Annotated in this window: 11 protein-coding genes; 8 read left to right on the top strand and 3 right to left on the bottom strand. The window is 70.7% G+C overall.

The window, feature by feature from the left end:
* The first annotated feature begins 24 nt into the window (after positions 1-24).
* Positions 25-555, top strand: coding sequence for a hypothetical protein (locus ACFVBH_RS17115; RefSeq protein WP_354985937.1), 531 nt, complete (start codon positions 25-27; stop codon positions 553-555).
* A 13-nt stretch (positions 556-568) separates the two neighbouring features.
* Positions 569-985, top strand: a complete 417-nt coding sequence (locus ACFVBH_RS17120) for an NUDIX domain-containing protein (protein WP_354985936.1) — start codon at positions 569-571, stop codon at positions 983-985.
* Positions 986-1,005: 20 nt separating this feature from the next.
* On the opposite strand, the gene ACFVBH_RS17125 is transcribed toward ACFVBH_RS17120, so the two are convergent.
* Positions 1,006-2,682, bottom strand: coding sequence for an MFS transporter (locus ACFVBH_RS17125; RefSeq protein WP_379002378.1), 1,677 nt, complete (start codon positions 2,680-2,682; stop codon positions 1,006-1,008).
* A gap of 349 nt (positions 2,683-3,031) precedes the next feature.
* Between ACFVBH_RS17125 and ACFVBH_RS17130 the strand changes: the two genes are divergently transcribed.
* Entirely contained in the window at positions 3,032-4,291 is a 1,260-nt protein-coding gene (locus ACFVBH_RS17130; protein WP_379002822.1) for a TerD family protein, read from the top strand.
* 13 nt (positions 4,292-4,304) lie between these two features.
* Here the strand turns inward: ACFVBH_RS17130 and ACFVBH_RS17135 are convergent, their stop codons facing one another.
* Positions 4,305-4,958 carry a TetR/AcrR family transcriptional regulator gene (locus tag ACFVBH_RS17135; RefSeq protein WP_354985934.1) on the bottom strand — a complete coding sequence of 218 codons (654 nt, stop codon included), beginning with the start codon at positions 4,956-4,958 and terminating at the stop codon, positions 4,305-4,307.
* Positions 4,959-5,176: 218 nt separating this feature from the next.
* Here ACFVBH_RS17135 and ACFVBH_RS17140 point away from each other — a divergent pair, with 218 nt between their 5' ends.
* From ACFVBH_RS17140 to ACFVBH_RS17155, 4 genes are all read left to right on the top strand, one after another.
* On the top strand, positions 5,177-6,745 hold the full coding sequence (locus ACFVBH_RS17140) for an amino acid permease (RefSeq protein ID WP_379002379.1): 1,569 nt from the start codon (positions 5,177-5,179) through the stop codon (positions 6,743-6,745).
* A gap of 83 nt (positions 6,746-6,828) precedes the next feature.
* The gene (locus ACFVBH_RS17145) at positions 6,829-7,581 is read left to right on the top strand and encodes a DUF1989 domain-containing protein (RefSeq protein ID WP_379002381.1); all 753 of its coding nucleotides are present in this window, start codon (positions 6,829-6,831) and stop codon (positions 7,579-7,581) included.
* Positions 7,578-8,195: an urea amidolyase associated protein UAAP2 gene (locus tag ACFVBH_RS17150; protein WP_379002383.1), complete on the top strand. Its 618-nt coding sequence runs from the start codon at positions 7,578-7,580 to the stop codon at positions 8,193-8,195. The genes ACFVBH_RS17145 and ACFVBH_RS17150 overlap by 4 nt, the downstream gene beginning before the upstream one ends.
* Positions 8,192-10,255, top strand: a complete 2,064-nt coding sequence (locus ACFVBH_RS17155) for a 5-oxoprolinase/urea amidolyase family protein (protein WP_379002385.1) — start codon at positions 8,192-8,194, stop codon at positions 10,253-10,255. Before ACFVBH_RS17150 ends, ACFVBH_RS17155 begins: the two co-directional genes overlap by 4 nt.
* Here ACFVBH_RS17155 and ACFVBH_RS17160 read toward each other — a convergent pair.
* Positions 10,245-10,718: a MarR family transcriptional regulator gene (locus ACFVBH_RS17160; protein ID WP_354985929.1), complete on the bottom strand. Its 474-nt coding sequence runs from the start codon at positions 10,716-10,718 to the stop codon at positions 10,245-10,247. The two genes, ACFVBH_RS17155 and ACFVBH_RS17160, sit on opposite strands and share 11 nt — an antisense overlap.
* 109 nt (positions 10,719-10,827) lie before the next feature.
* On the opposite strand from ACFVBH_RS17160, the gene ACFVBH_RS17165 reads away from it, so the two are divergent.
* Complete coding sequence (locus tag ACFVBH_RS17165) at positions 10,828-11,970, top strand: GDSL-type esterase/lipase family protein (protein WP_379002388.1); 1,143 nt, start codon at positions 10,828-10,830, stop codon at positions 11,968-11,970.
* Positions 11,971-12,011: the final 41 nt, after the last annotated feature.

Below are 12,011 nucleotides of genomic sequence, written 5' to 3' on the forward strand. Positions count from 1 at the left end.
GAGCATGTCTAGGGTTGGGGCGCTATGACGATGGTGCGGGCGGGCGTGGTGCCCGGGCGGCGGGCCGCGGCCTACGGGGTCGCGGCGGTGGCGGTGACCGTCGCCGTCACGCTGATCGTGACGGGGGTCTTCGGCTGGAACCGGGTGTTCACCGGTCTGCTGCTCGGCGTCGCCGCGGGGCTCACGGTGCTGTTCCTGCTCTTCGGCCGGGACGGGCTGGTGCTCAGTGATCAGGCGATCGTGCAGCGCACCCCGTGGGGCGCGCTGGGCATCGACTGGGACCGCGTGGTGGCGGGGCGGTTCGCACTCGACGAGAAGGGCCGCTGGTCCCTGGCCCTGGATCTCAACGGCGGCTCCGAGGAGCACGGCGAACTGGTGCTGCTCTCGATCCCGCCGGTGGTGCGCCCGGTCGCCAACGCCTACGACATGCGCAAGCGCGAGCAGGTCAACGAGATCCGGGAACTGCTGCGGAACAAGCGGATTCCGGTGACCCTGCTGCCCGAGATCGCGCAGGCGCTGCAGCAGCACTGGCGGATCGCCCCGCCGACCCGCTGACCCCCGCGGTCCGATGGCTAGGGTGGACGCCGTGATTCGCACAGCGGCACTGGCGTACATCCGGGACCGTCGGCTGTTGCAGGCCAGGTCCACGGGCAAAGAAGTCTTCTACATGGCGGGCGGCAAGATCGATCCGGGCGAGACGCCGGAGTCGGCCCTGCACCGCGAGGTCCGCGAGGAACTCGGGGTGCGGACCCTGGCGGTCCGCGAACTCGGGGTCTTCGAGGCCGAGGCGTACGGCCACGCGCCGGGCACCCGGCTGCACATGACGTGCTACCTCGGCGAGTTGAGCGCGGACCCGCGGGCGTCGGGCGAGATCGCCGAGCTGCGCTACTTCACGCTCGGCGAGTACGCCGCCATGCCGCACGTCGCTCCGGGGTCGCTGCTGGTCTTCGAGCGGCTGCGCGGGCTGGATCTCATCGATCCCTGAGTCTCACCGGGCTCGCGGGATCAGTCGGATTCGCCCGCCGTCGTGGTCTTTTCGAGGCCGGACGGGGTACCGACCGTCTCGGCGGCGGTCGCCCGGTGCGGAATCTTGGTGGCCGCGGCCAGGCCGAGGGCCAGGAAGATGGCCGCGGCCAGCAGCGTGGTGCGGGTGGCGTCGGTGAAGCCCTGTTCCAGCGCGTCCAGCACCGCGGGTGCGCCGCCGTGCTCGCGCACGCCCTCGATGGCCCCGCCCGCGGACTCGCGGGTGGCGGTCGCGACGGTGTCGGCGGCCGCGGCGGGCAGCTCGGTCACGTCGTCGAGGCGGCGCGGCAGATCGTGGCCCAGCGCCACCGACAACAGCGCGCCGACGACCGCGACGCCGAAGGCCGAGCCGAGCTGGCGCACGGTGCTCTGGGTCGCCGAGCCCTGCCCCGAGTACTCGGCGGGCACATCGCCGAGCACGGTCCCGGTGAGCTGCGCCGAGGCCATACCGAGCCCGAGCCCGTAGCCGACCAGGATGACCGCCAGCCACACCGGGGAGATGTGCGGCGTCACGCAGATCGCGGCCACCGCGATGGACACCGCCTCCAGGGCCAGGCCGATCTGCACCACCCGCACCGCGCCGACCTTGCGCACCAGGCCCTCGGCGACGCCGGCCGACAGGAACGCGCCGGCCGCCATCGCGGCGAGCACGTAACCCGCACCGAGCGTGGACAATCCGAGCACGTTCACCATGAACAGCGGCAGCACGAACAGCAGGCCGAATTCGCCGAGCGCGACCGCGAAGGCGGTGATGTTGCCCCAGCGGAAGCTCGGAATACGGAACAGATGCGGGTCCAGCAGCGCCGAACGCCCGATGAGATTGCGGTGCAGCTCCCATTTGATGAACAGGAACAGCGCCAGCGCGCCGAGCGCGAGCAGGATCGGGACCGGGGAGATGGGCGCGGTGGCCGACCAGGTGAATCCGGCGAGCGGGAAGTCGCGCAGCGGCTTCCACCAGCCGTAGGTCTGCCCCTCGATGAGGGCGAACACGATGAGGGCGAACCCGGCCGCGCTCAGGAGGAAGCCGTCGATGTCGAGGCCGGGCGCACTGTGCTTCATCTTGGTTTCGGGCACGAAGAGCACGAGGCCGATGAGCACGAGCGCGCCGAGCGGGATGTTGACCAGGAAGATCCAGGGCCAGGTGTAGTTCGTGGTCAGCCAGCCGCCGACCAGCGGGCCGATGGCCGCGACCCCCGCGATGACCGAACCCCAGATGGCGAAGGCGATGATCCGGTCGCGCCCGCGGAAGAGCGCGTTCATGGTGGCGAGGGTGCCCGGCATGACCGCCGCGGCACCGATGCCCTGCACGATGCGGCCCAGGATGAGCGGCCAGGCGGCGGTGGCCGAGGCGGCCAGCACGCTGCCCGCGAGGAAGATCAGCACGCCGACGGCGAAGACCGCGCGCCGCCCGAGCCGGTCGCCGAGCCTGCCCGCGGTGATGAGCAGGGCGGCCAGCACCACCGCGTAGATGCTCGTGATCCATTGCGCCTGAGTGAAACTCAGATTGAGGTCCGCGATGATGACCGGCAGCGAGACCGTGACGATGGTGCCGTCGAGCACCACCATGGACAGGCCGAGCGCCAATACCGCGAGCGTGATCCATTTCCTGCCGGAATTCCATTCCGGCTCGTCGAGGTCCGCGCGTCGTGCTTCCGTCATCTCTCGCTCCCGCCGCAGTGGGGCCCTTGCCCAAGGACTGATCCCAGTAGGTAGCTATCGATATGCCGTATGACTGTCGCTCAGTGTAGTTGGCGGCGGCCGGTCGGTAGTCCAAGGTCACGGCCGGGCAACGAGTTGCAGGCGATTCGGCTGTTCCGGACCATTTTTCGAATCGAACGAGTCGTTCGCCGCGGCGTGAGGAGGCTGCTCGGCCGCCGCCCGCCGCCGGTTTGCCAGAGACCCGCACGATCGCGAAACGCCGCCCCGACCCGGGCTCGAACGCCGACCGCGGACGGTTCCGGGAGGGGGACAGCCGGTGTCCGAATCGGATACGTTGGAGCCCGTGTCGATGATGAAGGGTTCCAACGTTCCGGTGGCCGCGAACGCGGTGCGTGTCGAACTGGGTTGGGAGGGGGGTCCCGGCGTTCCGGACGCCGATGCGTCGGCACTCCTGCTGGCCGGGGGCCGGGTGCGCTCCGATGCCGATTTCGTGTTCTACAACCAGCCGGCGCACGCCTCGGGCGCGGTGCGTTACGAGGGCAAGCGCCAGGGACCGCAGACAGTCGACGCGCTCTCGGTCGATCTCTCGCGAGTCGAGCCGCAGATCGAGACCATCGTCATCGCCGCCTCGTCCGACGGCGGCACCTTCGCGCAGTTGCGCGGTCTGCACGTGCGCCTGGTCGACGCCGCCGGCGGCGCGGAGATCGCGCGGTTCGACTCCGCCGACGCCTCGTCCGAGACCGCCTTCGTACTGGGCGAGCTGTACCGCCGCCAGGGCGCGTGGAAGTTCCGCGCGGTCGGGCAGGGCTATTCCGCCGGATTGGCCGGGCTGGCAACCGATTTCGGCATCACCGTCGACGATCCGGGGCCGGCGCAGGCCCAGCCCGCGCCGCCGATGCAGCCGAATCACGCAGCACCGCAACAGGGTTACCCGCAGCCGCCGGTTCCGCCGCAGCCGCAGCCCGCGCCGGTGAACCTGGGCAAGATCTCGCTGACCAAGGAAGCGCCGGCGATCTCGCTGACCAAATCCGGTGCGACCGGCGGCATCATGCGGGTCAACCTGAACTGGTCGGTGCCCGGGGCGAGCAGCGGGCTGTTCGGGCGCAAGCGCGGCGGCAACGGCGGTCTGGATCTGGACCTGTGCTGCTTCTGGGAGCTGACCGACGGGACCAAGGGCTGCATCAGCCCGCTGGACACCATGGGCAATCTGCACCGCGCCCCGTTCATCGAGCTGGACCAGGACGACCGCAGCGGCGCGAGCGCGGGCGGCGAGAACCTGTCCATCAATCTCGATCACACCGCGCGGTTCCGCCGCATCCTGGTCTTCGCCTCGCTGTACGAGGGCGCGCAGGACTTCCGGGGCGTGCACGCCACCGCCACGCTGTACCCGCGCAACTCTCCGCCGATCGAGATGGAGGTCAGCGGCTGCGTCGACGACTCCCGCGAGATGGTGCTGGCGCTGATCGAGAACATCGACGGCGAACTGGTGGTGCGGCGCGAGGGCGTGTTCGTGCGCCCGCCGGACGGTCACCGTTTCTGGGGCAAGCTCGCGGTGGACCAGACCTACCGCTGGGAACTGAAGTGGGGCACGTCCAAGGGCAAGTCCTGAGGGGCCTGCCCGGCTAGCCGAGCGATTCGGTTGCGGCGACCCGGATTTCGGCCAGGTCGCCGTTCCACCCCAGTAGCCGGAGCACGGCGTCGGGAATGAGCCGCTCGGCGTACTCGGGTGACTCCCCCTCGTCCGAGCGCATATTGATGACCGATTCGACCAGCCGGAAGGGCAGCAGTTCCGCGCCCGGGACGGCCGTGTCCCCGGCCGCGGCGATGACGGCGGCGGCGAGCGATTCGTAGTGCCGCCGGAGCTCGTCGCGGCGTTCCCGGAAGGCGGCGAAGCGTTCGCTGCGCAGTTCCGGCAGCAGGTACAGCGCGCCCAGATTCCAGCGGGCGCTGCACAGTTGGCGAACGTCGAACAGGGCCAGTGCGTAGAGCCGCACCGCCGGGTCCGTGGCCGCGGCGGCCAGGCGTTCGGCCAATTCCAGTGGCCCGGCGATGGTTTCGGCCAGCAGCGCGTCCAGGATGTCGTCCTTGGAGGCGAAGTGGTGGTACAGCGACGCCTGGCGGATGCCCACCGCGTCGGCGATGCCGCGGGTGGAGGTGCTGCCGTAGCCGTTGGCGGTGAAGAGTTCGGCGGCGGCGTCCAGGATTTCGGCGCGCGGCGTCTGTCCCGCCCGGCGGCGGGGTTCGAGCCTTGGACGTCCGGGTCCGACTTGGGTCACGCCCTCATTCTGTCCTACCCGGCCGGGCCGACGATGCGGCGCGTACCCGCCTCGCGGCCCGTCCGGGCCCGTCGTGAGTTTCCTGTCACTCGATAGAAATACCCGCAATGCAGAAGTTACGCCGGGAGACGTGACAGATACATCCACGTCATCGGATGAGCGATCGCGGTAGGAAAACTTTCACTCGATAGATATTCACCGCTGCGAAAGATCCGCCGATGGTTGCCTCCGCCGAGTCCCGCACCCCCGACCACCCGTCGAGCACCGCCGCCGACGGCGCCGACCTCGCCAGCTTCGGCTACGAACCCGTCCTGCACCGCAAGCTGGGCCGCTTCGCGTCCTTCGCGGCCGGCTTCTCCTTCGTCTCCATCCTGACCACGATCTTCCAATTCTTCGGCCTCGGTTACTCCTTCGGCGGGGCCGCCTTCTTCTGGACCTGGCCGCTGGTGTTCCTGGGCCAGCTGCTGGTCGCCCTGAACTTCGCCGAACTGGCTGCGCGCTACCCGATCTCGGGCGCCATCTACCAGTGGGCCCGCCGCCTCGGCGGCGAGGCGGTGGGCTGGTTCGCCGGCTGGATGATGGTGATCGCGCAGATCGTCACCGCCGCCGCGGCCGCCATCGCGCTGCAGGTGGTGCTGCCCTCGATCTGGGACGGCTTCCAGCTCATCGGCACCGAGACGGCGCTGACCTCGGCGGACGGGGCGATGAACGCGGTGCTGCTGGGCAGCGTGCTGCTGGCGTTCACCACGACCATCAACGTCATCGGCATCGATCTCATGTCGAAGATCAATTCCATCGGCGTGACGATCGAGATCGTCGGCGTCGCCGCGGTGATCGCGCTGTTCTTCACCCACGCCGAGCGCGGGCCCGCCGTGGTGCTGCAGACCGACACCGCCGCGCCCGGGCCGTACTGGGCCGCCTTCCTGGTCTCGGGGCTGATGGCCGCCTACGTCATGGTCGGATTCAATTCCGCCGGTGAGCTTTCCGAGGAGACCAAGAATCCGCGCCAGGTCGCGCCGCGCACCATTCTCAGCGCGCTGACCGCCTCCGCGCTGGGCGGCGGGCTGATCCTGCTCGGCGCGCTCATGGCCGCGCCCAGCCTGACCGACGGCGCGCTCGGCGCCGAGGGCCTGGGCTACGTCATCACCGCCAAGCTCGGAACCCCGGCGGGCAAGGTCGTGCTGGGCTGTGTCGCGGTGGCCGTCATCGTGTGCACCCTGGCGATCCAGACGGCCGGATCGCGGCTGCTGTTCTCCATGGCCCGCGACGGCAAGCTCCCCTTCGCGACCCAGCTGGCCGCGGTGCATCCGCGCTACGGCACCCCGGTGCTGCCCGCGGTGGTCATCGGCGTGCTCGGCATCGCGCTGCTGGTGGTCAATCTCGGGAACCCGGCCATCTTCGCGACCCTGGCCAGCGTCTGCATCGTCATGATCTACCTGGCGTACGCGCTGGTGACCGTGCCGCTGCTGATCCGCCGGATCAAGGGCACGCACGGCTTCGAGCGCACCGACGCCGACGGCACCCCGCTGTTCAGCCTGGGGCGCTGGGGAATTCCGGTGAACATCGCCGCGGTCGCCTGGGGTCTGGCCATGGCGGTCAACCTGGCCTGGCCGCGTCCGGAGATCTACACCCCGCAGGGCGGCGGCTGGTGGATGCTCTGGGCCGCAACGCTGTTCGTGCTGCTCTCGGTGGCCATCGGCGCGGTGGTGTACCGCACCGTGACGACCCGCCCCGCTGTCGCCGAAACCCGCACGCCCGCAGTGGAACCCGCCGTCGAGCCGGCCTGATCCCGGCCCCCGGGCCGAGTACGACATCGCGCAATCACATCCGGCCGCCGCTCACCGGTGAGCGGCGCAGGGAAGGAGTACCCATGACGACGAACACCGCGGACACCACGAGCGCCCGGGCGCATGCCCGGTCGCAGGCAGCGGCCGCGACCCACACCGGGCCGGAGCTGCCCGCGGGGATCGATCCCGCGAGCATCACTCTCGCCCAGCGGATTCCGTCGGGTGGCTACGCGAATGTCGTGCTCGCCCGGGGCACCCGGGTGCGCCTGTCCGACCCGGCGGGGTCGGCCTGCGCGCACCTGCTGCTCCTGCGCGCCGAATCTCCCTGGGAGCGGCTCAATGTCGCCGACACCGTGAAGGTGCCGTGGCAGGCGTACCTGGGGGCGGGTCATCCCCTGCTCTCGGATCAGGGGCGGGTGCTGGCCACCCTGTTGACCGATACCTCCGGACACCACGACACCCTGTGCGGCCCTTCGGACCTCGCGCGCCGGCAACTGCGGATGGCCGGGGTCAAGCAGGGCCTCGAACCCCGCGACATCGGCCCCTCGGTCTCGTTCTTCCGCGGTGTGCGGGTCGAACCGGACGGCGGGCTCACCCCCACCGGCGGCGCGGGCGCGGGGGCGGCGGTCGAACTGCTCGTGCACCTGCCCGTCACCCTGCTCGTGGCCAATGCCGAACATCCGCTCGATCCCGCGCCGACCACCGATCTCGATCTGGTGGCCTGGGCCGCGCCCGCCGATGCCGCCCTTACGCCCAACACCGATCCGGAATACCTGCGCGCGGTGGAGAACACCGAACAGGACTGGCACGCCCGCACTCTGGAGGCCCACGCATGATCACCGCAGCCCGCACCGTCGTCCTGGACGAGGTCGTCCCCGCCAGCGCGCCGTGGTCCACGGTCGTGCGCGCCGGTGAGCAGCTCGAGATCATCGACCTGCACGGCAACCAGGCCGTGGACTGCCTGCTGTACTCGGCCGCCGACCACACCGAGCGCTACAGCGCCCAGGCCACCGTCACCGCCCAGCGCAACATCTTCCTGAGCACCGGCAGCGTGCTGCGCACCGATTCCGGCGCTGCGCTCATGACCGTGATCGCCGACGAGGTCGGCAACCACGACACCGTGGCCGGCGCGTGCTCGCAGGAGTCCAACACCCTGCGCTACGGCCACCACACCCGGCACCAGCACGCCTGCGTGGAGAACTTCCTGTTCGAAGCCATGAAGTGGGGCCTGGGCAAACGGGATCTGGTCTCCAACATCAACTGGTTCATGAACGTCCCGGTCGAGGCCGACGGCACCCTGGGCATCGTGGACGGACTGTCCGCGCCGGGCAAGACCATCACCCTGCGCGCGGAGATCGACACCCTGGTCCTGGTGTCGAACTGCCCGCAGATCAACAACCCCTGCAACGGTTTCGACCCCACGCCGGTGCGCATGGTGGTGACCCGATGACCGCCACGCTGAGCGGCGGCGCGGCGGCGACCACCCCGCACTCGACCGAGCCCGCCGACGGCGACCACAACACCGCACGGGCGGCCGCGCCCACCCTGCACGTGGTGCGCCCCGGCGCGCAGACCACCGTGCAGGACTGGCCCGGCCGCGTGGGCTACTGGCACGTGGGCGTACCGCCGTCGGGTCCGATGGACGATCTGTCGTTCCGGCTCGGCAACCGGGCGCTGGGCAACCCCGAGGGCGCGGCCGGGCTCGAATGCGTGCTCAGCGGTCCGGCGCTGCGGTTCGACGAGCCCACCCACGTCTGCGTCACCGGCGCGCCGGTACCCGTCACGGTGAACGGGCGGCCCGTGCGGCAGTGGCGCAGCGTCCCGGTGCCCGCGGGCGGCGTGCTGGAGATCGGCGCGGTGCGCGGGCCGGGCATGCGGTGCTACGTACTCGTCGCGGGCGGCATCGAGGTGCCCGAATACCTCGGCAGCCGTTCGACTTTCACCCTGGGCAAGTTCGGCGGCGGCAACGGCCGGGCGCTGCTGGCGCAGGACGAGTTCGCGCTGGGCGCGCCGGGCAGGGTGACCGCCGGGGTGCCCGGCGACGATCAGCCGGTGCTCACCCGCCGCTGGGAGCTGGCGGTCACCGAGGGACCGCACGGTGCGCCGGAGTTCTTCACCCGCAACGACTTCGACACCATCATCGGCACCGACTACGAGGTGCACTTCAACTCCGATCGGACCGGCGTGCGGCTCATCGGGCCGAAACCGCAGTGGGCGCGGCCCGACGGGGGCGAGGCGGGCATGCACCCCTCGAACATTCACGACACGGCGTATTCCATAGGCGCGCTGGACTTCACGGGCGACACCCCGATTCTGCTCGGCCCGGACGGCCCGAGCCTGGGCGGGTTCGTCTGCCCGGTCACGGTGGTGGCGGCCGACCGCTGGAAGCTCGGCCAGCTCACCCCGGGCGACAAGGTGCGCTTCGTGCCGGTGCGCGCGGAGCGGGCGGCCTCGCTGCGCGAGCTGGGCGCCGAACGGCGGGCTGCCTGGCCGATCGTGCTGTCCGCCGGTGGTGACGGCGACGACGGGGTGCTGGCCCGCCGCGACGGCTCGGACGGTGACGCGCCCGCGGTCACCTACCGGCGGGCAGGAAACGACGGCCTGCTGGTCGAATACGGCGACATGACACTGGATCTGGAGCTGCGTGCCCGCGTGCACGCGCTGCACCAGGCCATGCTGGCGCGCTCGGAGCCGGGCGTCACCGAACTCACCCCGGGTATCCGTTCGCTCCAGGTGCGCACCGATCCCGATCGGCTGCCGACCCGCAAGCTGCTCGACCTGCTGGCCGAGGTGGAGGACGAACTGCCCGCCGCGGACGAGCTGGTGGTGCCCAGCCGGACCGTGCGGCTGCCGCTGTCCTGGGACGACCCCTCCACCCGCGAGGCCATCACGCGCTACATGCACGGCGTGCGCGCCGACGCGCCGTGGTGCCCGTGGAACATCGAATTCATCCGGCGCGCAAACGGTCTGGCCACCGTCGACGAGGTCTTCGACACCGTCTTCGCGGCCGAGTACCTCGTGCTGGGCCTGGGCGATGTGTACCTGGGCGCGCCGGTGGCCACCCCCACCGATCCGCGGCACCGCCTGGTCACCACCAAGTACAACCCGGCCCGCACCTGGACCCCGGAGAACGCGGTCGGCATCGGCGGCGCGTACCTGTGCATCTACGGGATGGAGGGTCCCGGCGGCTACCAGTTCGTGGGCCGCACGACCCAGGTGTGGAATCACCGGTCCACCGGCGTCGGTGAAGATCCCTGGCTGCTCCGGTATTTCGACCGGATCAGCTGGTATCCGGTGAGCGCGGACGAGCTGCTGGATCTGCGCGCCGACGTGGCGGCCGGGCGCGGTGAGCTGCTGGCCCAGGACGGCGAGTTCCGGCTCGCCGACTATCGCCGGTTCCTGGCCGACAACGCCGGGTCCATCGCCGATTTCCGGGCCGGTCAGTCGAAAGCCTTCACAGCGGAACGCAATTCGTGGCGCGAGGCGGGCGAGCTGACGGCTAGCCGGTGATCCGGGTGGCGTCGGGGTTGGTGGCGTCGCGGATGACGCGCAGCGCGTCGAGCAGGGCCGTCAGCTGGGCGGGGTCGAGCAGGCCGGTGAGCCAGGTGTCGACGCCGTCCAGGTAGGCGGGCAGGGCCTGGGCGACGCTCGCCGCGCCAGCCTCGGTCAGGACGGCGTAGGAGCTGCGCCGGTCGGTCGGGTCCGCTTCCCGGCGGACGAATCCGTTGCGTTCCAGCCTGTCCACCAGGCGGGTGACACCGCTGGTGGACAGGCGCGTCTGCCCCGCCAGATCCGTCATGCGGAGCCTGCGGCCGGGCGAACGGGTCAGGCGCATCAGGGCATTGAGGTCCAGGCTCGAGAGTCCGCTGTCGCGATAGCTGGGCTCGAGCCGGGCCACCAGGCCGGCGTGCGCCTCGAAGAGCAGGCCGGCCGCGGTCAGCCTGGGGTCGTCGAAGAGTTGCTGGGGGTCCACACGAGTCAGCCTAGACCAAGAAGTTTCACTGCGGATAGTTGACATGAGGAACATTCCGGGTATGTTGTTGCTCAAGCAATATTCCGCACTGCAACTAAATGAGGTTTCGATGAGCACACAGGACTGGATCGCCGGCTTCCGCACCCCGCTGGTGAACCCCGCCGAGGAGATTCGGCTGGCGGAATCGCGCGAATTCGCCGGGGAGACGCTGCGCCAGGTGGTGCGCCTGGCCGGTGGCGGCTCGCGACTGCGGGTGCGCCTGAGCAATCGTTACGCCGCAACCGAATTGGTGATCGGCGCGGCGCGCGTGGCGCCGCGCGAGAATGGGGAGGCGATCGTGAGCGCCGACGAGCACGTGCTCCGGTTCGGCGGTGCGACCGCGGCCCGGATTCCGGCGGGCGGCGAAATCGTCAGCGACCCTGTCGATCTGGCCGTGACCGCGGGCATGGACGTCGCCCTGAGCCTGTACTTCCCGGAGCCGACCGGACCCGCGGCCTTCTCCCAGCTGCCGGGTGAGTCCGGCTGGGTCGTCGCCGGTGACCACACCGGCGCGGGCGCGCTGCCCGGCGCCGAGGAGACCACCTCGCGCTACTTCCTCACCGGCGTGGACGTTTTCACCGCGGCGGCGACGCCGGTCCTGGTCGCGTTCGGCGATTCCTGGTTCGAGGGCGTGGGTTCCACGCACGGGGCCAACCGCCGCTCGGTGGATGTGCTCAACGCCCGCCTGACCCGCGGCTGGGCGGTGAACCAGGGCATCTCCGGCAGCCGGCTGCTGAGCGATCAGATCGGCGAGCGCGGCCTGACCCGTTTCGACCGCGACGTGCTCGCGGTGCCCGGCGTGGCCGCGGTCTGGGTCAACTTCGGCATCAACGACCTGATCCTGGCGGGCGCGGCGACCGCGGCCGAATTGATCGCCGGCTACACCGAATTGGCGCGCCGGTCCCACGCGGCGGGCCTGCCGATCTACGTGAACACGATCGGCCCCTTCGCCGGCGCGATCTACCCCGGCCTGACCGTCGCCGACGGCCTGCCGGTCCGCACCGAGGTCAACGCCTGGCTCCGCGATTCCCCCCTGTTCGACGCCGTCTTCGACGTGGCCGCGGCGGTGGAGGATCCGGCCCGCCCCGGCTTCATCCGCCCCGACTACGACAGCGGCGACGGCATGCACCTGAACGACGCGGGCGCCCGCGCCATGGCCGAAACGGCAACCATCCCCGCCTTCACCGAAACCGCCACCCCCGCAACCGTATAGGTCCGCCGGTGGCGATCACCGAGGTGATCGCCACCCGTGGG

Origin of the sequence: Nocardia sp. NPDC057668, assembly GCF_042799795.1 — a bacterium.
GTDB lineage: Bacteria > Actinomycetota > Actinomycetes > Mycobacteriales > Mycobacteriaceae > Nocardia.